This window comes from Mesorhizobium sp. (assembly GCF_017306585.1).
Classification (GTDB): Bacteria; Pseudomonadota; Alphaproteobacteria; order Rhizobiales; family Rhizobiaceae; genus Mesorhizobium.
The window spans coordinates 1-22,409 of the sequence record NZ_JAFKIC010000113.1 but is presented as its reverse complement, the minus strand read 5'-3'; the positions used below and the strand labels follow the sequence as shown (position 1 = coordinate 22,409).

The 22,409-nt window shown below is 66.1% G+C and carries 19 protein-coding genes; 4 read left to right on the top strand and 15 right to left on the bottom strand.

What is annotated here, in order from left to right:
* On the bottom strand, nucleotides 1-906 hold the full coding sequence (locus J0I79_RS06995) for a S1C family serine protease (RefSeq protein WP_292855996.1): 906 nt from the start codon (nucleotides 904-906) through the stop codon (nucleotides 1-3).
* A 371-nt stretch (nucleotides 907-1,277) separates the two neighbouring features.
* On the opposite strand from J0I79_RS06995, the gene yghU reads away from it, so the two are divergent.
* Nucleotides 1,278-2,147 (top strand): glutathione-dependent disulfide-bond oxidoreductase, encoded by an 870-nt coding sequence (yghU, locus tag J0I79_RS06990; RefSeq protein ID WP_292855994.1) that lies wholly within the window; start codon nucleotides 1,278-1,280, stop codon nucleotides 2,145-2,147.
* An 888-nt stretch (nucleotides 2,148-3,035) separates the two neighbouring features.
* Here yghU and J0I79_RS06985 read toward each other — a convergent pair.
* Together J0I79_RS06985 and J0I79_RS06980 are read right to left on the bottom strand one after the other, a co-directional pair.
* Nucleotides 3,036-3,665, bottom strand: coding sequence for a hypothetical protein (locus J0I79_RS06985; RefSeq protein ID WP_292855992.1), 630 nt, complete (start codon nucleotides 3,663-3,665; stop codon nucleotides 3,036-3,038).
* Between the two features lie 25 nt (nucleotides 3,666-3,690).
* Nucleotides 3,691-4,854: a YadA-like family protein gene (locus J0I79_RS06980; RefSeq protein ID WP_292855990.1), complete on the bottom strand. Its 1,164-nt coding sequence runs from the start codon at nucleotides 4,852-4,854 to the stop codon at nucleotides 3,691-3,693.
* A 223-nt stretch (nucleotides 4,855-5,077) separates the two neighbouring features.
* Here J0I79_RS06980 and J0I79_RS06975 point away from each other — a divergent pair, with 223 nt between their 5' ends.
* Nucleotides 5,078-6,214: a helix-turn-helix transcriptional regulator gene (locus J0I79_RS06975; protein ID WP_292855989.1), complete on the top strand. Its 1,137-nt coding sequence runs from the start codon at nucleotides 5,078-5,080 to the stop codon at nucleotides 6,212-6,214.
* 23 nt (nucleotides 6,215-6,237) lie between these two features.
* Here the strand turns inward: J0I79_RS06975 and J0I79_RS06970 are convergent, their stop codons facing one another.
* Nucleotides 6,238-6,501 carry a hypothetical protein gene (locus tag J0I79_RS06970; protein WP_292855987.1) on the bottom strand — a complete coding sequence of 88 codons (264 nt, stop codon included), beginning with the start codon at nucleotides 6,499-6,501 and terminating at the stop codon, nucleotides 6,238-6,240.
* Nucleotides 6,502-6,556: 55 nt separating this feature from the next.
* Here J0I79_RS06970 and J0I79_RS06965 point away from each other — a divergent pair, with 55 nt between their 5' ends.
* Nucleotides 6,557-7,495 (top strand): DUF535 family protein, encoded by a 939-nt coding sequence (locus J0I79_RS06965; RefSeq protein WP_292855986.1) that lies wholly within the window; start codon nucleotides 6,557-6,559, stop codon nucleotides 7,493-7,495.
* Between the two features lie 12 nt (nucleotides 7,496-7,507).
* Here the strand turns inward: J0I79_RS06965 and J0I79_RS06960 are convergent, their stop codons facing one another.
* The 3 genes from J0I79_RS06960 to J0I79_RS06950 form a co-directional block, all read right to left on the bottom strand.
* On the bottom strand, nucleotides 7,508-8,227 hold the full coding sequence (locus tag J0I79_RS06960) for a GNAT family protein (protein ID WP_292855985.1): 720 nt from the start codon (nucleotides 8,225-8,227) through the stop codon (nucleotides 7,508-7,510).
* Nucleotides 8,228-8,331: 104 nt separating this feature from the next.
* Nucleotides 8,332-9,531, bottom strand: coding sequence for an amidohydrolase family protein (locus tag J0I79_RS06955; RefSeq protein ID WP_292855984.1), 1,200 nt, complete (start codon nucleotides 9,529-9,531; stop codon nucleotides 8,332-8,334).
* Nucleotides 9,532-9,991: 460 nt separating this feature from the next.
* Complete coding sequence (locus tag J0I79_RS06950; protein ID WP_292855982.1) at nucleotides 9,992-11,572, bottom strand: WD40 repeat domain-containing protein; 1,581 nt, start codon at nucleotides 11,570-11,572, stop codon at nucleotides 9,992-9,994.
* A gap of 194 nt (nucleotides 11,573-11,766) precedes the next feature.
* Between J0I79_RS06950 and J0I79_RS06945 the strand changes: the two genes are divergently transcribed.
* Nucleotides 11,767-12,324: a GNAT family protein gene (locus J0I79_RS06945; protein ID WP_292855980.1), complete on the top strand. Its 558-nt coding sequence runs from the start codon at nucleotides 11,767-11,769 to the stop codon at nucleotides 12,322-12,324.
* A gap of 48 nt (nucleotides 12,325-12,372) precedes the next feature.
* Here J0I79_RS06945 and xth read toward each other — a convergent pair whose 3' ends face one another.
* The 8 genes from xth to ligD form a co-directional block, all read right to left on the bottom strand.
* Nucleotides 12,373-13,143 carry an exodeoxyribonuclease III gene (gene xth / locus J0I79_RS06940; protein WP_292855978.1) on the bottom strand — a complete coding sequence of 257 codons (771 nt, stop codon included), beginning with the start codon at nucleotides 13,141-13,143 and terminating at the stop codon, nucleotides 12,373-12,375.
* A 302-nt stretch (nucleotides 13,144-13,445) separates the two neighbouring features.
* On the bottom strand, nucleotides 13,446-14,087 hold the full coding sequence (locus J0I79_RS06935) for an alpha/beta fold hydrolase (RefSeq protein WP_292855976.1): 642 nt from the start codon (nucleotides 14,085-14,087) through the stop codon (nucleotides 13,446-13,448).
* A 134-nt stretch (nucleotides 14,088-14,221) separates the two neighbouring features.
* The gene (locus tag J0I79_RS06930) at nucleotides 14,222-14,563 is read right to left on the bottom strand and encodes a DUF2147 domain-containing protein (protein ID WP_292855974.1); all 342 of its coding nucleotides are present in this window, start codon (nucleotides 14,561-14,563) and stop codon (nucleotides 14,222-14,224) included.
* Nucleotides 14,564-14,587: 24 nt separating this feature from the next.
* Entirely contained in the window at nucleotides 14,588-15,277 is a 690-nt protein-coding gene (locus J0I79_RS06925; RefSeq protein ID WP_292855973.1) for a peptidoglycan-binding domain-containing protein, read from the bottom strand.
* Nucleotides 15,278-15,286: 9 nt separating this feature from the next.
* The gene (locus J0I79_RS06920) at nucleotides 15,287-18,802 is read right to left on the bottom strand and encodes a CHAT domain-containing protein (protein WP_292855971.1); all 3,516 of its coding nucleotides are present in this window, start codon (nucleotides 18,800-18,802) and stop codon (nucleotides 15,287-15,289) included.
* A gap of 187 nt (nucleotides 18,803-18,989) precedes the next feature.
* Nucleotides 18,990-20,114: a tetratricopeptide repeat protein gene (locus J0I79_RS06915; RefSeq protein ID WP_292855969.1), complete on the bottom strand. Its 1,125-nt coding sequence runs from the start codon at nucleotides 20,112-20,114 to the stop codon at nucleotides 18,990-18,992.
* The gene (locus tag J0I79_RS06910; RefSeq protein ID WP_292855968.1) at nucleotides 20,111-21,016 is read right to left on the bottom strand and encodes a Ku protein; all 906 of its coding nucleotides are present in this window, start codon (nucleotides 21,014-21,016) and stop codon (nucleotides 20,111-20,113) included. The genes J0I79_RS06915 and J0I79_RS06910 overlap by 4 nt, the downstream gene beginning before the upstream one ends.
* A 403-nt stretch (nucleotides 21,017-21,419) precedes the next feature.
* On the bottom strand, nucleotides 21,420-22,409 hold a 990-nt coding region (gene ligD, locus J0I79_RS06905; RefSeq protein WP_292855966.1), incomplete at its 5' end, for a DNA ligase D.

The window sequence follows — 22,409 nt, the reverse complement described above, 5'->3', positions numbered from 1 at the left end:
CTACTGCAGCTGCGGCTTCTTCAAGAAACTGCCGCGATCAGCGGATTTGACGCGCAGCCAGGTCTCGCGGCCGTCGCGCACCACCCGCATCGGGATTTCGGCGCCGGCCGAACCGCTTTCCCACAGCTTGCGGTAGAAATCAGCGAGCCCGTCGACCGCGCCGTCGCGCACCTCGGAGATGACATCGCCCTCGCGCAACCCGGCCTTGGCGGCCGGGCCGCCCTCGGTCACGCTCATCACCACCACCTTGCCGTCGCTTTCGGCCGAGAGCGCGCCGAGCCACGGGCGCGGCGGCTTGGCCACCCGGCCGCGCGTGAGGAGATCGTCGAGGATCGGCGGCAACAGGTCGATCGGTACGATCATGTTGATGTCGGCGACCTCGCCGGCGCGGCTCATCTGCAGGCGCAGCGAGCCGATGCCGATCAGCGCGCCGTCGGCATTGAACAGCGGCGCCCCGCCCCAGGACGGATGCGCCGGGGCGATGAAGATCGCCTCGTCGAGCAGATACTCCCAATAACCGGCGAACTCCTGCTTGGTGACGATCTTGGCCTCGACCGCCCTGCCGATGCCGTCGGCGAGCACGACCTGATCGCCGATCCTGGCCTTGCCGGCATCGCCCAGCGCCACCGCCGGCAGGCCGGTCGGCGCCAGCGCCTGGACCAGCCCGAAGCCCGATTCCTGGTCATAGGCCAGCGCGTGCGCGGGGATAACCCGGCCATCATGCGCGGTCAGCCACACCTCGTCCGCCTCGGTGATGAGATAGCCGATGGTCAGCACCAGCCCGTCGTCGCGGATGACGACGCCGCTGCCTTCCCTGAGCGTGCCCAGCGCGCCGGCGGTGAAGGCGTCTTCGGGAATGGTGGCCCGCACGGCGACGACGGAGCGCGGATTGGGATTGACGGTCATGCTGCTTGTCCTGCGAATGCGAATGCTTTGCCTTATAGGTATGCCTTGGAGAGGATGGCGCAAGGGCAAGCAGCAGTCCAATCGCGAAGGGCCGCGCCGCCCCTCATCCGCCTGCCGGCACCTTCTCCCCGTATAGTGACGGGGAGAAGGAAGCTGGCCCCAACCTCGGCGCCTTTTTCTTGCGACGCCGGTGATTGGCGAAATCGCCTGACACAGCGTCTTTCTCCCCGTCACTATACGGGGAGAAATGCCCGGCAGGGCAATGAGGGGCAGCGCAACCGCTACCAATAGTTCAACGCAAGTTGAACTTCTTCATCTACGGCCCTAGGTTTAGGTCGGAAACCCATCCTTCCCACCACCCGAGGCCCGACATGACCGACTACACCCCGCCGAAAGTATGGACCTGGAACAAGCCGAGCGGCGGCGCTTTCGCCAGCATCAACCGGCCGATCGCCGGGCCGACGCACGAGAAGGAACTGCCCGTCGGCAAGCACCCGCTGCAGCTCTATTCGCTGGCGACGCCCAACGGCGTCAAGGTGACGGTGATGCTGGAGGAACTGCTGGCGCTTGGCCACAAGGGCGCGGAATACGACGCCTGGATCATCCGCATCAACGATGGCGACCAGTTCGGCAGCGGCTTCGTCGAGGTCAATCCCAACTCCAAGATCCCCGCCTTGATGGACCGCAGTGGCAAGACGCCGGTGCGCATCTTCGAATCCGGCTCGATCCTGGTCTATCTGGCCGAGAAATTCGGCGCCTTCCTGCCCACCGAACAGCCGGCGCGCGCCGAAGTGCTGTCCTGGCTGTTCTGGCAGATGGGCTCAGCCCCCTATCTCGGCGGCGGCTTCGGCCATTTCTACGCCTATGCGCCGGAAAAATTCGAATACGCCATCGACCGCTTCTCGATGGAGGTAAAGCGCCAGATGGACGTGCTCGACCGCCGGCTGGCCGAAACGGACTATCTCGGCGGCAAGGACTATTCGATCGCCGACATGGCGGTGTGGCCCTGGTATGGCGGGCTGGCGCTCGGCCGCATGTACAATGATTCCGCCGAGTTCCTGTCGGTGCAGGAATACAAGCATGTCCAGCGCTGGGCCAAGGCCATCGACGAGCGCCCGGCGGTCAAGCGCGGCCGCATGGTCAACCGCGCCTTCGGCGAGCCGGCCATGCAGTTGCACGAACGCCACGACGCCAGCGATTTCGAGACGAAGACGCAGGACAAGCTGGCCGCCGCCGAATAGGCTTTCGCGACCAACCACGGAAAAGCCCGTCATGGCCGCAATGCCACGGCGGGCTTTTTCTCATTCTGGCGGCATGGTCGGACGTAAATCTACATACAGCCAGGGCGCTCGTTTTCACGCCTTTGCGAGGCACCGAAAAGGTTCGTCCTGCCGGGAGCAGGACGAACCTTCAAACATGACGGCGGAGGTGGCAGCCTCGCCGTTCACGGGGCAACAACGCCGGGCCCGACGCCCGGTTCCGGTGTCGCGAATTGATGTCGGCTGACGATGCAACCATGTGCGTCAGGCGACGTTGTCGGCGTGATCCCGGAGGCATTGTCCACAGGCAAGCAGCCTTCAGGCAAATGGATTTCAGCAAGGACGAAGACCATTATGGCTCCCAGACCCTCCGTGACCAAGCATCCCTTCACGCTGATGTTCGTGGTGATTGTGCTTATGGCGCCCTTTGCGGGTCTGGCTTGGCGCACCCGTGAATGGATGGGCTGGTAGCCGGTTATCGACGGCGACGCAGGGACCATCGAAGCTGCGCCCTACCCGCTCGCGCCTCACCCAACGCGCCCCCATCCGTATATCTCAATTGACTAAAATAAGGGAACGTCCAATGGACATTGCCGGAACCGAACGTGGCCGGCAGGACCTTTGCACACCATCACCCAAGACCTTGGTCCTACAAGCAAACCGGGGCGGTTCGATGCCGGGCAAGCTGGCGTTCGCCAAACCATACAGCAAGCCGCGCCGGCCGCAATGGCCGACATGCCCGCCCTGGCAAGATCGGTCCGTTCCGTTGCGCTCCCTTGGGGCGACCTTGCGCTTCATCGCCCCGGCTGGCCCGTTGCAGACGCAAGGCGATGATCCCTGACCTTGCGGGTCCAGCCCGAAGCCTGGATATCAGGGCTTGGACGGCTTGGGTTTCTTGCCGACCGAAATCGATGGCGCCTCTGGTGGCGCCGCGGCCGGCGCCGGTTTGGGCCGGTCGCCCGCGGGCTTGTCCGGGGCTTGCGGACCGCCGGGCGTGAGGTTGACCGACACGCCGAAGATCTTCCATTGCCGGTCCACCGGCTCGAACAGAAGCTCGAAATCGATCTGCATCGGCGCCGAGGGAAAGAACCCCGCCATATGCAGCATGCCGCCCGGCTCGATCTGCGGCAAGAGGGTGAGTTGCGGCTCCAGCACCGCTATGGCGCTGAAATCGAGCGCCTGCTTGCGCTGGGCGGCGAAGATCTCGCCGAGTTGCGCGGCGCTGTTGGCCTGGAAATTCGGCGAGCCGAGATCGCGCAGCACCGTGTAATTGCCGGTCTTGTTGGCATGGTCGAGCGCCAGCAGCGTGCTGCGTGTCAGGATCAGCACGGCGTTGCGGTCGATCTGCGCCGGCTTGGCCTGCCCCTTGTCGGACGTCCTGGCCTGCGCCAGCGCCGGCGGTGCAAGCGGGCTGGCAAGGGTGGCGAGCGCGAGCCACCCCGCGACGACTGCCCCTCGCCGCCAGACCCGATACAGGGCGGTTCGCTGACTGGATCGCATGCCGCGTATCTCGTTGGCGCCGCAGCTACCAGGCGACGGTGACGCCGGCGCGGCCGCCAACGGTGTGATTGCTGGCGCCCACGCCGATGCCGCCGCTCAGGATGACATTCTCGCTGATGCGGGCCTGCGCGCTGCCGGCGAAGGCGTTCTCGCCCTGGAACGTGCCCCAGTTGAGCGAGACGGCGTAGTTCTTGTCGCCGGGAAGGCCGCTGCCGGCCATCGCCAGCGCCATGGCGGTTCCCTCAAACGCCTTGTCGATCCGGCCGTTCACGGCGTTGAGCCCGCTCTCCAGGCTTCCGACCCGGCCATCTAGCAACGCGATGTTGGTGGTATTCGTGGCGATGTTGGCCGTGTTTGTGGCGATGTTGGCTGTGTTGATGGCTATGTTGCCGGTATTGGTCGCAATGTCGGTGGTGTTGGTGGTCACGCGCGTGTCGAGCGACGCGATCTGGGTGGTGTGCTGCGCAATGTCGCTCTCATTGTTGGTGATGCGCGTTTCATGGTCGGCCAACTCGGTTGTGTGGCCGCTAACCGTGCCTTGCAGGGCGGTGATATCGGAACTGTTCTGCGCCACCGCCGCGGGCAGGGCCGACAGCGTGGCCAGGTCGAATGTCGAGGCCGCCAGATTGCCCGCGCTGTCTGTCGTTACGATGTAGGTGGTGCCGGACTGGGCGCTGGTGCTGGCGGCCGAGGGAAGGCCGGCCAGCGTGTAGGTCGACTGGCCGGTGCCGATGGCAACCTGGTTTGCTCGCGTGGTGGCAACGCCTTGGCCCAAAGCGGTGGACCCGTCAAAGGTGGCATTGGCACCTTGTCCGATTGCGGTGGCGCCATTGCCATATGCTGCCGCATTGTAGCCGAGAGCCGTGTTGTTGGCACCAATGCCGGCAGTCGAAGCCGCCCCGACCGCGGTGTTGCCGCCGTCGCTAAAGGCAAAGGCATTGTTGCCGAATGCGCTGTTGGCCGGGCTGTCGCTGGCGATGGCGCCCGAACCGCAGGCATACGCGCCGTCCAGGCCCGACCCGTCGCCGCAATCATCGGCGAAGGCCCACGTCGTCGAACACATGGCCATGCCGAACACGATCGTCGAGACTCTGGCGAGCCCACCCGGCCGGACAAGCCCCACCAGGCCAGACCGACCCAGGCCGCCACCCGACAAAAGATCACCCGTCCTGCCGCACCAATTTCCCATCCGTAAAGCCCCCGCCCGATCGAACGCAAGATTCGCAATTCGGCAAGAAGCTAGCGACGGCATTCGGTGACGGCATCCACCAACTGGTGGATACGGCGACGTTTGTTTCAATCTATCGCCGGCGCCCGCGCGATTAACTCGATGGCTTGATTAAGCAACCTAGCCAAGACACCCGCACTATGCTGTATTTCCATGAGTTGGCGCTTTCGGGGGAGAGCAGATCTTGACAGATGAATTTTCCGAACTCGCCGGCATGATCGGCACATTCTATGACGCCGTCATCGAACCCGATCTCTGGCAGAAGGCGCTCGACGACATGCGGAGCCATTTCGGCTTCCATCTGGGCGCCCTCTCTGTGATCGCGTTGCCAACCGGCACCGGGGTGGTACAGGTGACCACCAACATTCCCGACGGATACCTCGCCGGGATGAGCGCCTATAATGACGACGTCATCCAGCTTTGGGGCGGTTTGGCCCGGATGGCCGAATTCCCGCTGGAGGAGCCGGTCCTCCAGTCGACGGTCACCGGCCCCGAGATCTGGAATGGAAACCGTTTCTACGAGGAATGGGTGCGGCCGCTCGGCCTCGTCGACCAGATCGGCATCATACTGGCGCGGGACCGCACGATGGTCGGCAATCTCGGGCTTGGCCGCCACGAATCCGCCCCGCCGCTGACCGAGCGCGAGATGGAGGGCCTGCGCCTGCTGGCGCCGCATCTGCGCCGCGCCGTCACCATCAGCCGGATCCTCGACGTCGCGACGTCGGCCGCCACCACCTTCGAGGCCGCGCTCGACGCGACGCGCTCGGCCGTTGTGCTGGTCGCCCAGGACATGGCGATCGTGCATGCCAATTCCGCCGCCCGCGCCATGCTGGCCAATGGCGATCCGATATCGTCGGTGCGCGGCAAGCTCACGCTGGCGCGCGAACTCGTGCCGAACCGGCTGCAAGCCGCGGTGCAGGCGGCGGCGCACGCCGAGCAGGAACTCGGCCGGCGCGGCATCGGCATCGCCGCGAAGTCGCGCGACGGCACGGCGCTCGCCGTGCAGGTGATGCCGCTCGAAAACCGCTCGCTGCGCGGCGGGCTCGACCGCCGCGCGGCCGTCGCCGTGTTCATCGGCGATGCCGCCGCGCCGCTGGAAATGCCGGCCGACGCCATGCGCCTGCTCTACGAACTGACGCCGGCGGAACAGCGCGTGTTCGAACTGGTGGTGGCTGGCGAAAAGACCGCGGACATCGCACGCACGTTGGGCGTGGCGCCAAGCACGGTGCGAAGCCATCTGTTGAAAGTGTTCGAGAAGACAGGCCGCCACACGCGCGGCGACCTGGTCAAGCTCAGCCGGGAAATCACCTTGCCGGGTTAGGCCGGATGCTTGCCGGGCCTGGATTAGACAGGCTTCTTGCCGTTCGACAGCGCGGGAGCCGCCGTGATGGCGGACAGTTTCTGCCGGCGAGCGAACGCCGGCTTCTGATAGGTTTTCTTCATTTCAGCCCCTTGCAGCAGTAACCGCGCCACATCCGCCTCGATGCGTTGCGGTGTCAATCCGTTTCTGGCGCGCAACGCCGGCGGGACAGCATTTGGCAATGCCGCGTTGCCCGCCTGACACGCAAACAGGGCGCGGAAGCCGTCTGACGAAGCCCACTCGCGCAATGTCCGCGTAATGCTTCGAGGCTAACTCCGCCGCGCAATCGCCGTGGGACATATCTTGACGACTGAAACGAACGGGCGCGACCGGCTGCGGGAAACCGCCGCCGTGGCTGGTCAGGTCATGAGCCTGTGCGGGCGGCTGGGGCCGCGCCAATCCCGAATTTTCCTCAGCCGCTTCGCCTGCAAGCCGGTCAGCTCCTTCAAATGGTTCCGCTTCGTCATCGACTACCGGCGCCGGCACGGGCTCAGCCGGCCCCATGACGACCTGTTGCGCAAGAAGCCCTACAAGTTCTTCGCGCTCGGCCTGCCGGACCTGCGTGGCTTCGATCTGCTGGCCGGCCATTTCGAGCTCGCCGCGGCAGGCCTGCCGCGCGGCATGCTGGAGGCCGCCTGGTTGGGAAGGCCGATGGATATCGGCCTGGTTCGCGGGCGGCGCGACGCCTATGCGCTCACCATGCGACTGTCGGTCCATTCCGGCACCAGCCACGAGGGCGCCTTCTCGATCAAGCTGACGCGGCAGAGCGACCGGCTCGACCTGGTCAGGCTGAGCTTCATTCTCTATCCCCTGGGCGCCGACCGCTACACCGTGGCGATCGGCGGACTGCAGGGCAGCTCGAAGCCGGCGGCCAAGCGCGCCGTCATCGACGCCACGCGCGACATGTGCGGGCTGAGGCCGAAGGATGCGGCATTGCTCATCATGGAAGGCATTGCGATTGGCGGCGGCGCCCATTATTTCCTCGGCGTCTCCGACACCAGGCACACCATCAATTTCCGCGCGTCGGTCAAACGCGCCCGCAAGCGCGCCGACATGGACGAATACTGGACCGATCGCGGCGGGCAAAAAGGCGGAGAATTCGGCTTTGTGCTGCCGGTGCGCAACCGCGACATCGCCGAACCGTTGAGCCGCCGCGACTTCTACAAGGTGGAATTCCTGGAGATGGGCAAACGCCTGTTCGCGCGAGTGGGCGATCCGGCCATGCGTGGGGGCACGCGGTGAAGCGACGCCGGCCTAGCCGGGGTCGCTTTGCGCGACATGCATCGAGGTTCCTCTAATCTCCAGCAAGGACCTGATCTGGCGGCCCTCGGAGAAATTGTCCGGCGACAGCCACGCCCGGAAGGCCGGCCCGACAAGCGCCCATTCGCGCGCCAGCATCGAATACATGCAGATGTCGCGCGTGCGGCCTTTCAGAACGAGGCCGTCGCGCAATATGCCTTCGAAGGCGAAGCCCAGCCGGTCGGCCGCCCGCCGGGATTTTGCGTTGTCCGTGGTGCAGGTCCATTCCAGACGCCTGTAGCCGAGATCGTCGAAGATGTGCCGCATGATCAGGAACAGCGCCTCGCTGGCGGCGATGGTCCGCTGCAGCGGCGGCGCGAACAGCACATAGCCCAGTTCGATAACCCGATGCGCGGGCCTGGCCTCCATCAGGCACAGCCAGCCTGCCGGCGGTCCGTCCGCGATCGTGCGCAACGTCAGTATCGTGCGGGACTGGTCGTTCAGAAGTTCGCCGACATGGGCCTGGAAAGACTCGATCCCGTCGAAGGGTCCTATTTTCATCTCGGCCCAGATCTCGTCGCGCCCGCTGGCATGGGTAAGCTCGAAAATGCCCTCGGCGTCTTCGAGCCGCAGCGGCGAAAGCCCGACATGGCTTCCGGCAAGCCTCACCGCCCCCGGCCTGCTTGCACTCCCCGCCTCATGCGACAGTTTTTTCCAGGTCTCCTGCCCTGTCATTCGCCCGCCCCCCGCGTCGATATCCGTGTCAGCCTGCCTTTGCTTGCTCCAAACCACCGCGGTCCCTGTCGGACCGGCAATTCCATCCAAGGCGAGACGCCGCCTCAGCGCAGCATCTTGCCATCCTTGGCCACCGCACCGCCAGCCCGGTATACGGTGCGCCCCTTCGGCACCGCCACCACAGCCTCCGGCACATGCTCCGCCGGCATGACGACGAAATCCGCCCTGGCGCCGGCCGCGATCCCGTAACCATCCAGCCGCAGTGCTTTCGCGCCGGCATGGGTGACGACGTCGAAGGCGGCTTCGAGCTCGTGGTCCTCATAGAAGCCGGAGCGGTAGCCGATCATGTTGGCCCGGTTCAGCATGTCGCCGTCGCCATAGGGCCACCAGGAATCGCGGATGTTGTCGGAACCGCTGAACACGGTGACGCCGGCGCGCCTCAGCGCCGCCACCGGCGGGAAGGCATGATTGCCCGGCGCATTGGTCATGATGGCGACGCCGGCCGCCGCCAGCATATCGCCGGCCTTCTCAAGCGCATCGGCCTGGATATCGCCGAGCCCGTAGGCATGGCTGACCGCGACATTGCCCTGCATGCCGAGCGCCTTCGTCCGCGCCGCGATCTCCTCGACCTGGAACAGGCCGAGCGTGCCGCCATCATGCAGGTGAATGTCGACGCCGGCGCCACGCTTCTGCGCCAGGCCGAACACCACGTCGAGATGACCGTTCACGTCGCGGTCGAAGCTCGCGGGGTCAAGCCCGCCGATCAGCTCACAGCCAAGCTTCAGCGCCTCGTCCAGAAGCTCCGCCGTGCCGGGCGAGGACAGGATGCCGCCCTGCGGGAAGGCGACGAGCTGGATGTCGATCAGGTCGCGGTATTTCTCGCGCACCGCCAGGATGGTCTCGACATGTTTCAGCCCGACCGAAGCGTCGACCATGACATGGCTGCGCATGGCGAGGCTGCCATTGCCGACACAGAGTTCGAGCTGGTTTCGCGCCCGCTCCGCCATCGGCGCGGCGGCGGCAAGGTTGCGCGCCTGGAAGGCAACCCGCTCGCGCACGTCGAAACCGTTGGTGCACGGAATATGCGGCCGCCAGGCGTCGCCATAAAACGAGGTGTCGAGATGGATGTGCCCCTCGACAAAGGCCGGCACGACGAGCTGGCCGACGAGATCGACGATGGCGGCGGTGTCTTCAGCCGTCTTACCGGCTGGCGTGATGGCGCTGAAACGCCCATCGGTGACCGTGAGATCAACCAGCGAGCCGTCGGCAAGTCTGGCATTGGCAAAGCGGGTGTGGGTCGTCAAGGCTATCACCATCGTTGGGGTCGTCACCCCGGGCTAATCATGCGCGGCGCGAGAGCGTCAACACCGATGCCGGTGGAAAGTGTTTCAGGACAAACCGCCATGGAACGCCGAAAGCCCTGCCTGAACAACGAGATGCAGCGAACGGATGAATCTGACCGCAAGCCCTTCCGGTCAGGCCGCGACCGCTCGCCTCCGCCTGCGATACGCCAGTGGCCGGCGACCTGCATGCCGCCGCCCGGCGCGATGACACGGAAGCGCCGGAGGGCAAGCCGCTTCCCGGCTATTCCGCTTTCGCGGAAGTTCCGGCCGCCCGGCAATGTGCGATGGTTTGATCGCGGCGGTACGAGCCGCCCTGGTTGACGCGGGCGCCCAAGCCATCCCCAACAATGCGCCCCCTCGTCCGCGTCGACCATGGCAGCTCAGATCGCGCGACGGGGGGCTTTGCACCTCTGTCCGCCCCTCACTGCGGCGCGCCCGCGAACAGAACCACGCCATCCCCGCCCGCAGCCGGCCAGTCCCTGATGGTGCGGTCGTAGCCGCCGGTCAGCACCGTGCCGTCCGCGGCGAAGGCCACCGCGTAGATCGGGCCGGTGCGGCTGTCGAACATGGCCATCTGGTTGCCGCTTTCCATGTCCCAGAGCCGCGCCGTGCCGTCGAGCGAGCCGGACAACAGGCGCTTGCCGTCTCCAGACAAAGCCAGCGCGTAGACCGTGCCCTCATGGCCCTCGAAGCGCCTCACCTCGCGGCCGCTGTCGAGGTCCCAGACCTTGATCGTCAGGTCGCCGCTGCCGGTGACGAGATGATGGCTGTCGGCGGTGAACACCGCGCCATAGGCGCCCTGGTCGTGGCCATGCCAGCTGCGCAGCTGCCTGCCGCTCTCGATGTCCCAGAGTTTCAGCGTGCCGTCGATGCTGGCGCTCAGCGCCTGCCTGCCGTCAGGCGACACGGCGACCGAGCTGATCGACCAGTCGTGACCGGTCAAGACATGCAGCACGCTGCCCTTCTCCAGGTCCCAGACGATGACATTGCCCGTGTCGTGCCCGCTGACGGCCCGTCTGCCGTCCGGGCTGATGGCGAGCTTGTTGACGCCACCATTGGCGCCCGAGGAAAAGACATGCAGCACGGTGCCGTCCGACAGTTTGCGCTGCACGATCTCGCCATCGTCGCCGGCCGTCAGCGCGGTGACGCCGTCGGGCATGAACAGCGCCGTGCGGGCCATGTCCCTGTGCATGCCCAGCGTGCGGATCAGGCGCTTGCCGCCAATGTCCCAGAGCTTGATCGTATGGTCGGTGCTGGCGCTCATGATCTCGCGGCCGTCATTCGCCACCGCCAGCCAGACGACTGCGTCGCGATGACCGTCGGGCTCTGTCGGCAGGGCCGGCGGCGCGGGCGGCAATGGCGCCACGGTGACGGGCGGCGCGACGGCCGGCGGCGCGGGCAGGACTTCAGGCGGTGTTGGCGGCGTCAGCGCAACCTGCGGCGGAGGAGCGGCCTGCGCCGGCGGCGGAGCGGGTGACGCCAGAGGGGGTGGCGACAGAGGGGGCCGCGACAGAGGGGGCGGCACTGGAGCGACCGGCGACGGTTCCGGCGGCTTCGCTGTCAGGGGTGGCGCGGGCGGCGCCACAGGCTCCGGCTTGGGCGCCGGCTCGACCGGCGGCGCGCTGGCAACCTCCTGGCCCCGGTGCCACCACGAGCCGGCCTGATCGCCAAGCAGCGCCAGCACAACAAGCGCCGGCAGCACGAGGAAGGCGCGGCGCAGGCCCGGGCGGCCTTGCGGCTCAACCTCGGCGTCCCGGCCGAACAGCGGCGCTCCGGCCGCATGCACGGCCCGGCCCGGCAGCAGCCCGGCCACGAACAGCAGCGCGCCGATGAAACAGGCAAGCGCGCCCGCCGAATACGCCACCAGCCGCAGCGAGGCCGCGTCCGTCATCGAAAAACCTTGCAGGGTGACGGCATCGATCAGCGGATAGGTCCGCACCGTGCACACCGCTGCGACCACGCCAAGCACAAGCGCCGGCAATCTGTCCGCCAGTCTGTTCATCGGCCCTTCCCCCGCGATACCAGCTGCCGCTCCAAAGGCGCGAATACGTACAGATTATCAGCGCTGCGGAGCGAGCGCAAAACGCAGAGCAGCGATGGCCGCCGGTGCGAATGCCGTGCGGGTATGCGTGTGCAAGCCGGCTGGACATTGCCTGCCCTTCGGAAGACAAGGCCGGGCCAATCGAGGGAGCGTCCATGATGCAGGCTGCCAAACCGGTGCTGGCCGGCAGGACGGTAACACTGAGGCCGCTGACGTGGCTTGACGCGCCGGCGATCCATGCGGGACTGGAAGAACCGGAATCGAAGCGGCTGACGGGCACGCACGCGCAATTCACCCTGGCTGAGGTGGAGGCGCACTACGCCCGGGCCGAAACGGCAAGCGACCGCTGCGACTACGGCATCCTCGCCGGCGGCGCCCTGATCGGCGAAGCCGTGCTGAACGGCATCGACTGGACAAACAGGACGGGATCGTTCCGCATCGTCATCTGGGACGCGGCCGGCCGCGACAGAGGGTACGGCACCGAGGCCGCCGCGCTGCTGCTGCGTCACGGTTTCGAGACGCTGGAGCTCAACCGTATCGAGCTGGAGGTCTATGCGTTCAACCCGCGCGCCAGACGGGTGTACGAAAAGCTCGGCTTCCGGCTCGAAGGCACAAGGCGGGAAGCGTTGATCTGGGATGGCGAACCCGTCGACGCCCACATTATGAGCCTGCTCAGGCGCGAATATTCAGGGGAACAGCCAAGGGCCGGATGAACATCCACCCACGGTCATCGCCACCTGCCCGGCGACGGCCGGCATGCCCTAGCCCAACTCCACCCAGACCGGCGCGTGGTCGCTGGCGCCGTCTTCGCCGCGCACCTCGCGATCGATGCCGGCGCCTTTCAGCCGGCGCGCCAGCGTCTTCGACAGCAGGATATGGTCGAGCCTGAGGCCCGCATCGCGCGGCCAGCGGTTCCGGCGATAATCCCAGAAGGTGTAGAGCGTTTCCTTCGGATGCTTCTTCCTCAGCGCATCCGTCCAGCCCTGTTCCAGCAACGCCGCGAAGGCGGCGCGGCTTTGCGGCTGCACCAGCGCGTTATCGTCATAGGAGCGCGTGGCGTAGATGTCGCGCGGCTCGGGCACGATGTTGTAGTCGCCGGCCAGCACAATGGGCAGGCCGGTATCGAGAAGTGCTGCCGCATGCGTCTCCAGCCGCGCATGCCAGGCAAGCTTGTACTGGAATTTCGGCCCCGGCTGCGGGTTGCCGTTCGGCGCGTAGAGACAGGCGATGACGACGCCGTCCACCGCCGCCTCGATGTAGCGGCTTTGCCTGTCCTCATCGTCGCCGGGCAAGGCGTCGCGGGTCAGCACCGGCTCGGCGCCACGCGCCAGAATGGCGACGCCGTTCCAGGTCGGCTCGCCCTTCCACACCGCGCCGTAGCCGGCCCTGGCGAGGCTGGTCAGCGGAAACTGCGTGTCGCGCGCCTTCAGTTCCTGCAGGCAGACCACATCGGGTTTGGCGGTGGCGAGCCAGGCCAAAAGGTTTTCCAGCCGGCTGTTGATGTTGTTGATGTTGAAGGTCGCGAGTTTCATCTGGGGGTATGAAGCAGGAAGGGGAAGCGAGGGGCAAGGGGTGGTCGAGTGCCGCGCCCGGATATTGGCCAATAGCCAACGTCAGCGCCGCCCCTCATCCGCCTGCCGGCACCTTCTCCCCGTATAGTGACGGGGAGAAGAAAGCTGACCGCAACGCCCCGCCCCTCCTGTAACGTTGGCGATTGGCGAAATCAGCGATGACAGCATCTTTCTCCCCGTCACTATACGGGGAGAAATGCCCGGCAGGGCAATGAGGGGCGCCGCCGACGTCGAAAGTTAGCGACCCACCTAAAGCTACGGCCCTAAATCCTCTCCGCCCAATCCCTCACCGTCTCCGCCATGGTCTTCAGATGATCGCCCGCCGAAAACCCTGACACGCTCTTGCGTGGCTTGAGATCATGGTCACCATCCTCGAGCCAGATCACCTCGATCGCCGGGGAAAGCCCATAGCCCGCCACCTCATCCCTGGTGCCGAACTCGTCGCGCGTGCCCTGGAAAATCAGCGCCGGCGTTTTCAATCCGACGAGATGCCTGGTCCGCCACTGCTCGGGCTTGCCGGGCGGATGGAAGGGATAGCCCAGGCACACCAGCCCCGAAATCTCACCCTTGGCCGACATCTCGTCCGCCACCATCGAGGCGACGCGGCCGCCCATCGACTTGCCGCCGATGATCAGCTTGCCGGTCACGCCCCGGGCGCGCAGATCGGCGATCGCCTTGACATATTCGGGGTTGACCGTCTCGGCGCGCGGCGGCGGCTTGCGCTGGCCGTAGCGCCGCGCCGCCATATAGTGGAACTCGAAGCGCGCGACCTGGAACCCGGCGGCGGCAAGAGCCTTCGCGGTGGCGGTCATCGAGGGCGAATCCATGGACGCGCCGGCGCCGTGGGCGAGCAGGATGGTGACCGGAGCGGTGTCGAAGCCGTCGAAGAGGAAGGTGGTGGACATCAGGCGCGAACTCCCGGCGAGAAAAGACGGTCCCTCCACGGCCCTATACCACATGGCCGCCCATTCGTCCGCCGGGCTCGACCACGGCGACGAAAGGCGCAGCGCCGCGCCTTCCCGTCCGGAATGTCAGCGCCTCAATGGCGCTGCCAGACTTCAGTCTGGCAGAAGATCTTGAGCGCGCAGCCGGTGAGCTTCAACGTGTTGCCGTTCAGCGTGGCGCGGCCCGAATAGGTCTTCTCGTCGCGCGGATCGGTGACCGTGCCGGCATATGTGCCCTTGCCGGCCGCCTTGAGCTGGCCGATCTGCTTGCCGGGCCAGTCGCCGGTCTTCATGACGATGCAGAACTGGTCGCCGCAGCCTTTGATCGTAGCGAGCGAGGTATCGGCCGTCTTCCATTCCCCCTCGATCGGATCGGCCCATGCCATGGCGGGCGCCAGGACCATGGCGAGCAGAACGGACAGTCGCAACAATTTCATGAAGCATTTTCCTCTTGCAAGATTTCAGCAGCCCGTGCCGACAAAGCCCGCGGAGACCAGCGCTTGCGATGTCGGCTCGTCGATGATCCCGCTTTGCGCCAGGCCGTATTGCCGCTGGAAGCGGCGAACCGCCTCGGCCGTGGCCTCGTCGTAGACCGTATCGGGAAACTCCAGCAGCAGGCCGAGCCGGCTCAGCAGCTTTTCGGCGCGTTCTACGCGCGGCGAGATGTCGCCCGGCGCAAGTCCGACGAAAACACGGTCGGGACTCATGCGGCACAGCTTGTTCTGCGTATCCCTGGCGACCCGGAACTTTCCCAGCAGGAAGGCAGTATCGGACACTCCCTGCACCGCGAACAGGCTTTCGGAACCGGTCATCGAATAGAGCAATGAGCTATCCAGTTCCCATGCCCCGTCCGGCGCCGCCGAAACCGTGACGTGGCCGCCGTCGCAGTCGATTTGGCATTCCAGCTTACCCTTCTGGGGATAGCACTTGGCGCTGGTCTGGAACTCGGTGTTGGGTACGTCCCATTCGGTGAACGAAATGCTGATGATGTCGTCTTGCAGCTGCACGGCCATGTCCTTCACAGGGCCGTCCTTGCGGTCATTGTGCAGCGTCATGCATTGCCCGGACTCGAACTTGTCCGCCGCCCGCGCGATTTCCGGAACCAGGCCCAGCAGGGCCATCGCCAGCATCATGGAAAAGATACGCGTCATGCTCATCTCTCAACGCCAGTTGCCGGTCAGCAGGAAGGGGGCCCAGAAGTAGGGATGCGAGAGTCCGCCCTGGGCCTTCGGCGCCAGCGAAATGGCGCCCCGCGCCGCGGTCTCGGTGACGATGCTCGGCCCCGCGGCGATGTCCGTCGAGCCGATCTTGCCGGCGATGAATTCCCGCTGCGTCAGCGCCAGCGCCATGGCTTTCGACATATTGCCCCGCTCGCGGATCTCGTAGAAGCGCTGCATGCTGAGCGCCGTCGAGACATCGTCGACCGGCCACAGGCTCGCCAGTATGGCGCGTGCGCCGCGGCTGCCGGTCAGCGTCGAGAGGCTTTCGAGTTCGCGCCCGTCGAGGCTGGGATCAACATAGCCGGTCTCGCAGGCAGAGAGTGTCAGAAGGTCGACGCGGCCGAAATCGAAGGCCCGCCGCTCCTTCTTGATCTCGCGCAGCGACAGTCTTTCGCCCGTGCCCAGCAGCAGGAAGGACGATCCATCGCTCCCCGCCAGATTGAAATGCGACGAGATGTGCACGACGCCGACGCCGGCGGGCGAGCGCGCGCCGATCCGCAACGCATCGGCCAGCGCATCCTTGTTGAACGCGGCATCGAAGAGCGCGCGCCCCTCGAAAAGGCCGTATCCGTCCTTGCCCTTGATAATGCCGTCGATCTCCACCTTGACGCCCGGAAGCGCCTTGAACCCCTCGGCGGCGCGCGTCATCCCGAGTGCGGCGAACGGTATGCCGGTGGTCTTCCTGCCGGCGATCTCGTAGCCGGCGTCCGACAGCATGGCGAACTCGAAATGCTCGACCGCGTAGCCCTTGCCGTCATAAAGCGCGGCGAAGGGGATGTAGCGCAGGCGCCGGTCCGGCGACAGCAGCACGAGCTTGGTCTGGACCGCGTCGAGATCGGCCCTGAACGGGGCGATGAGCAGGTCGTAGAGTTTGCGCGCCTGGGGTTTGGGGTCAAGCGATGGCGACGTCATCGCGACGTGCAGCTTCTGGATCTCTTCATTGAGATGCGCCTCCGAAAAAGGCTGCCCGTCCCATTGGTCGATCGTCACGCTCTTGCGGTCATAGGCGGTGGTCAGGATGATGTTCAGCCTGTCGGGAAGAACCAGATAGTGCAGCACCGCCGGCTGCTCCGGCTCATCCCTGAGATAACCCTGCAGCGATCCGAGCGCGTCGATCCGCGCGACCTCCTCGCCGCGTCCCAGCGCCTCGGCTTTTTCCACGATGGCATCGAGCGCCTTGTCATAGGCGGCGTCCGCCTCCGCGAGCCTTGCCTGAAGCATATCGAGCTCTTTCGTCTCCGCGTCGTCGAGGCCGCCCTGGCCGCGCTTGACGATCAGTTCCTCGGAGCGCCTCGCATCCTGCGTCGTCGGCGGACGCAGCGTATCGATCGCAGCCTTCAGTCCGCGCTCCGGCTCGGACAGCGGCAGCGTGTCATAGGAACGGCCCCGGAAATCGGCATCGCGGTCGACGAACTGGAAGGCCTCGAAATCCTTCAGCATCGCAAGCACGGACTCGGCTTCGGCGAGACGGTTCTGGCGCACGAAGAAGTCCGCCAGCCAGCGATAATTGTCGGAGACAAGGTCGCTGAAACAGGTCTGCAGATGCTCGGGCAGGCTCGAAAGCCCGGCGCGCACCGTCTGCAGCGTGTTGACCGCGTCCTTGGCCAGCACCATGGCGACGTCATTCGAGCCCAGGGCCAGCGTCCGCTCGCTGGCCTTGGACAGCAGGCAGACGCGCGTGAGGTCGCGCTGCAGGGCGCCCTCGGAAAGCCCCGCGATCTCGTTGAGTTGAAGGTCGGCCGAAAGCGCGGTCAACTCCATGCGCAGCGCCTCTTTCGGCTGATCCGCCTGCTTGAGCGCGCCCGAAAGGTCGCGTGCGGCATTGACGAAGGCGCGCGACAGGCCGCCCTTGGCGGCGACGCGCCCGAAGGCAGCGCGGGCTTCGTCGAGCGGAAGCACCGCCGGCTCCGGCTTGCCGACCGCACCGCGCTGCGTCAGCGTATCGAGGAAGGATCTGGCCTCTTCGTCGCCATTGTCGGCCAGGAAGGTCAGAAGCGGCACGAACCCCTCGGGCAGAGCCTTGAGATTGCCGGCGTCGCGGGAGGCGACGAGGCGCCGGAAGGTAGGCGTGCGGGCACGCTGGTCGCTCGGACCGGTCACGACGAGCATGTCATAGCTGGTCGGGGCGATCCGGCGGGCCCGCGCCAACGCGCCGTCGAAATCGCCATACGCGGCCAGTATGTCGACCAGCTGGATCGAATCGAGCTCGGTGAGCTTGGCCAATCCGGGAGCCACCGCCGCCAGATCGAGCCGGCCGGAAGCCATGACCCGCGCGGCGTCCTCGCAAGGGCCCGCGTCGCCCCCGCAGACGCGGTCGAGCAAGGTGCGGGCCGCGCCTGCGACCGCCTTCTCGCCATCCTTCTCGCGGGCTTCCTCGAGTGCGGCGGCGACGAAGGAATAGATGTGGTCCGTGCCACCCGCGCGCAGGCGCTCCAGTCCTTCATTGGGCTCCTGCGCAAGATCGGGCCGGGCCCGCAGCAGAAGATAGAGCTCGTAGCCGGCGTCCTGGTTGCCGAAATCATGCGCCAGCCGAAGCCATTCCGCGGCCTTGTTGACATCGATGATGCCGCCGCATCCGGTGCACAGATTGACCCGCGCCAAAGCCAGCGCGAAGTCGGGCGCCACTTCCGCCACGTTCATAATCGCGGTGGCCGCTGCCTCCGATGACAGCGCCGCTCCCGGCGACATCATCCTGTTCGCCATCAGCAGCGCCGCGGCCGTTGGTCCTTCCGAACCTCGAAAACGCGCGGGCTCCGACAGGAACCGCTGATAGAGGGCAAGCGCCGCCGAAACGCCCGCGGGCGTCTTGTCCGCTTCTTCCATGCGCGCGAGCTGGTAGATGGCGAAACCATCGCCGGCATCGGCGGCAAGCTTGGCCCACCGCCTGGCGGCGGCCGCGTCCTTCGGGACTCCGAGGCCCTCCAGGTACAGGAAGGCCAGGCGCGATTGCGCCAGGGGACTGCCGGCCTCGGCCGCCATTTCGAAAAGGCGTGCGGCGGCGGAAGCATTGCGCCCGTCGATCGTCCCTTCGAGCAGGCGTTCCGCCACGGCGACCTGCAACGCCGCCGGGGCGGGGCGCAACGCCTGCATCGCGGCCTCGTAGCGCCCGGCCAGCGTGGCGACGCGGGTGAGCGTGGCGATGTCGCCGACGCTGACCTGTTCCCAGGGATGGGTTACGAAAGGGCCGGCCGCGCCGAGTTCCGCATCCGCGTCTTCGGGGCTGGCGGCGCCCGACTCCTGCTTCTTGCCTTTGGCCGGCGGCATCCATTTTCCGGCAGCGACCTCGCCGCGCACGAAGAATGTGACAGCATCGGCGGCCGTATCCGGCTTGTCCAATGCTTCCAGGTAGCGCTTGTAGAAAATGTCAGAGGCGAGCGGCGCCGAAAAATCTTCGACCGCATCGCTTTGAGCCTGCGACGCACATATCCAGCACAGCGCCAAAAACGGCGCCAGCATAACACCCCTCAAACGCATATTGCTGCCCACGCAAGCTGCTATTGACCCACCCAGGTGCAACATATCTGAGGGCTTGCGACAATTTCAAGGCAGTCCGGCCGGCCTGACTGCCGGTCAACAGTAACGTTGAAGCGCTGATCAAAATGCAGGCCCATCGTGACCCGAGGCGTGTACGGGCGCCACGCCCTCACCCCGCCGTCCGCGCCAGTTGCATGTCCACGAACTGCACGCCCTTCGCCGCCACCCCGGCCCACTCCGAATCCGCGTCGAGTTCGAGATAGCGCAGCCAGAGCCGCCGCGCTTCCGGCAGGTTACCGGCGTCGAATTCCAGCCGCGCCAGGTTGAACACCGGATCGGCGTAGTTCCTGTCCAGCGCGATCGCCTTCTGTAGGTGTCGCCGCGCCGAGGCGTCGCGGCCCTGTTCGCTCATCAGTCCGGCCAGATTGAACCAGGCCTCGACAAAGGACGGGTCGAGCTTGATCGCCCTGGCATAGTCATGCGCGGCATCGGCGGCGTGGCCGCCGGCGCGCAGGCAGTTGGCGCGGTTGAAGGCGGCGATGGCGTCGGTCGGGTCGATGGCTAGGCAGCGCAGGTAGAGCGCGGCGGCTCCGTCATGATCGCCGCCCTCCTCCGCCGCTTCCGCCTCGGCGAACAAGTCCTCCAGCGTGTCGTCGCCGCTGGTGGCCGCGCCGAGGTCGAACAGCAACTGCCCGTCGAGTTCGCTCTGGCCGCCTTCCAGATAGATGGCGTCGGGCCTGCCATGCTGGGACCCCACATTGAGCGACTTGGCGGTGAGCGAGGCGACCGGGCCGGAGCGGTGCACGGAGCGCGCGATCGCACCCCATGTCGCGCCGCCGGCCACCAGCCCGGCATATTTGCGCGCCAGGATCAGGTCGCGGAAGGAATAGGGTTCGCGGTCATGCTCGAAGGCGTCGAACAGGCTGAGCAGGTCGAGGTCGGCGCCAGACAGCCGCGACTGCTCGATGAGCGACTGCCGCGACAGCGAGGACGCCTCCGGCGCCTTCATCAGCCCGAGCAGGCGCAGGAAGCCGTTCTCGCTGGTCAGCACACGCCCGGCGGCGCGCTCGGCGGCAACGCGGCGCTCGATCTCGGAGTCGCCGTTCCTGATCAGCGCCGCCTTGACCAGAAGTGTCCGGCCGAACACGACATGGGTCGTGCGCCTGGTGACGCCGCGCCTGATCTGGCCGTGCCGGCGCTCCACCTCGCGCGCGGCGAGCCTGAGCGGAAACGCCGCCAGCGCGCCGATCGTGCCGAATATGGCCCCCGCGACCGAGACCGCCGGTGCCGTCATTTCTTGCTCTTGGAGACCGCCTTCAGCAGACTGGCCTTCAGCGGATTTTCAGCCGCGCCGCCCGCTGCCGCCTTCCTGGCGGGCTTGGCCGGCGCCTCCTCGGCCTTGCTCTTCGACTTGGCCGGCGGCTTCGACTGCGAGAGGCTTGCCTTCAGCGCATCCATCAGGTTGATGACATTGCCGCGCTCGGGCGCCGCCGCGATGATCGGCTTGTGACCCTTGAGCTTCTCGCGGATCATCGCCATCAGCGCGATCTCGTAGCGGTCCTCGTAGTTCTTCGGGTCGAAAGTGGTTTCCTTCTGCTTGATCAGCGCTTCGGCGAGCTCCAGCATTTCGGCGTCCGGCTTGCCGGCCGGGATGTTGCCGAAATACTCCGCCGTGCCGCGCACTTCGTTCGGGTTCCTCAACGTGCACACGAACATGCCGTTCTCGCGCGCGCCGATCGTCACCACGCGCTCGCGGCTGGACAGCACCAGCCGCGCAATGGCGAGTTTGCCGGACTTGCGCATGGCTTCGCGCAGCACCGCGAAGGTTTCCTCCGCGATGGCGCCATCCGGCGCCAGGTAATAGGGCGCGTCCTGGTAGATGACATCCACCTCGCCCTCGTCGACGAAGGCCTCGATGTTCATCGTGTGGTTGGACTCGATGCGCACCGCGTCGAGGTCGGCGTCATCGATGATGATGTACTGCTTGTCCTCGTACTCGTAGCCCTTGACCAGGTCCGAGCGCTCCACCAGCCCCAGTTCCGGATCGACCGGCTTCATGTTGATGCGATTGTGCGTCTTCTTGTGCAGCTGATTGAACGAGATGCGCTCGCTGGTCGTCGTCGCCGGATAGAGCCGGACCGGACAGCTGACGAGACTGAGCTTGAGATAACCCTTCCAACTTGCCCTGGGCGCCATGATACACTCCTACGCGGCCATGCACTGACATTGTCTTGGAGCATGGTCCTGTCCGAAAACCGGTTCCCACTTTTCGGGACCATGCTCTTTGCAGCGCTTTCGTCCGAAGGACGAACGAGCCTGCGCAAATCCTACACCGACCCCCGATGATAAAGGCAAATTGCTGACGAAATCTTCCGGCGGTTTTTTTGGGGTCGAGAGGAAGATAATTCAAATTGTCGGAAGCGTCGATGGTGAGGCGCCAGTTCCTCGCCCCCGCAAAGCGGGGGAGAGGTGGCTCGGCGAAGCCGAGACGGAGAGGGGGAATGGCGCCAACATATCCTTGGACGGCCCAAGGAGCCACCCTTCCAAACGCTGGCGCTGGCCCCCTCTCCGTCCGCTTCGCGGCCACCTCTCCCCCGTTTCACGGGGGCGAGGAACCCAGGTTCTGAAAGGGCAAATCCCGCGCGAAATCATCGATCTCCGCCCAGGGATCGCCCGATGTCTCCAGCAATCCCGGCAGCGACGAATAGTTCAGGTCCTGCGGCGCATCGATCGCCTCCAGATCGGCCCAGCTTACCGGCGTCGAGGCCGGCAGGTTGGTGCGCGCCCGCAGCGAATAGGGCGCGGCGTAGGTGTGGCCGCGCGCGTTGCGGTGATAGTCGATGAAGATGCGCTTCTTGCGGTTGTCCTTGCCCATGGTGGTGGTGAAGGTGTCGGGCGCGCCCGCCGCCAGCTGCGTGGCGATGGCGCTCGTCGCCTGGTGCAGCTTCTTCCAGTTCTGCTTTGATGTGACCGGCACGGTGATGTGGATGCCGCTGCCGCCCGATGTCTTGGCGAAGGGCACAAGGCCCAGCCCCTCCAGCTCGCCCTTGATGTGGACGGCGGCCTCCACCACTTCGCGCCACGAAATCCCCTCGCCCGGGTCGAGGTCGAAGACGATCTGGTCGGGCTTGTCGAGGCTGGTGCGGTGCGTGCCCCAGGTGTGGAATTCCACGACGCCGAACTGCGCCAGCGCCAGATAGCCCTTGGCGCCTTCGACCGAGAGATAGGATTTGGTCTCGCCCTCCGAATTGGTCGCCTGGAATGTCACCACCGAGGGCGGCATGCCGGTGAAGGCGTGGCGCTGGAAGAAGCAGTCCTTGGGCAGGCCGGTCGGGCAGCGCACCAGCGACACCGGCCGGCCAAGGATATGCGGCAGCATGAAATCACCGACCAGCGCGTAGTAGACGGCGATGTCGAGCTTGGTCGGCCCGGTCTTGCCGAACAGACGCCGCTCCGGATTGGTCACCCAGATGGTGGCGAGATCGGCCTCCGAGATCAGCCGCTTGCGCTTGGCCGAAACGGGCGTCGACAGGCCGACATCCCTGAGCCCCTTGAACACTGCGTGGCGCAGCGCGTTGTCGGCGGTTCG

Excerpts from the sequence above, each read along its gene's own strand:
- J0I79_RS06915 (WP_292855969.1), bottom strand. The coding sequence starts at position 20,114 with ATGACGGCACCGGCGGTCTCGGTCGCGGGGGCCATATTCGGCACGATC.
- J0I79_RS06980 (WP_292855990.1), bottom strand. The coding sequence starts at position 4,854 with ATGGGAAATTGGTGCGGCAGGACGGGTGATCTTTTGTCGGGTGGCGGC.
- J0I79_RS06960 (WP_292855985.1), bottom strand. The coding sequence starts at position 8,227 with ATGACAGGGCAGGAGACCTGGAAAAAACTGTCGCATGAGGCGGGGAGT.
- J0I79_RS06935 (WP_292855976.1), bottom strand. The coding sequence starts at position 14,087 with ATGTCCACCACCTTCCTCTTCGACGGCTTCGACACCGCTCCGGTCACC.
- J0I79_RS06945 (WP_292855980.1), top strand. The coding sequence starts at position 11,767 with ATGATGCAGGCTGCCAAACCGGTGCTGGCCGGCAGGACGGTAACACTG.
- J0I79_RS06950 (WP_292855982.1), bottom strand. The coding sequence starts at position 11,572 with ATGAACAGACTGGCGGACAGATTGCCGGCGCTTGTGCTTGGCGTGGTC.
- J0I79_RS06985 (WP_292855992.1), bottom strand. The coding sequence starts at position 3,665 with ATGCGATCCAGTCAGCGAACCGCCCTGTATCGGGTCTGGCGGCGAGGG.
- J0I79_RS06930 (WP_292855974.1), bottom strand. The coding sequence starts at position 14,563 with ATGAAATTGTTGCGACTGTCCGTTCTGCTCGCCATGGTCCTGGCGCCC.
- J0I79_RS06995 (WP_292855996.1), bottom strand. The coding sequence starts at position 906 with ATGACCGTCAATCCCAATCCGCGCTCCGTCGTCGCCGTGCGGGCCACC.
- J0I79_RS06910 (WP_292855968.1), bottom strand. The coding sequence starts at position 21,016 with ATGGCGCCCAGGGCAAGTTGGAAGGGTTATCTCAAGCTCAGTCTCGTC.
- xth (WP_292855978.1), bottom strand. The coding sequence starts at position 13,143 with ATGAAACTCGCGACCTTCAACATCAACAACATCAACAGCCGGCTGGAA.
- J0I79_RS06925 (WP_292855973.1), bottom strand. The coding sequence starts at position 15,277 with ATGACGCGTATCTTTTCCATGATGCTGGCGATGGCCCTGCTGGGCCTG.
- J0I79_RS06920 (WP_292855971.1), bottom strand. The coding sequence starts at position 18,802 with ATGCTGGCGCCGTTTTTGGCGCTGTGCTGGATATGTGCGTCGCAGGCT.
- yghU (WP_292855994.1), top strand. The coding sequence starts at position 1,278 with ATGACCGACTACACCCCGCCGAAAGTATGGACCTGGAACAAGCCGAGC.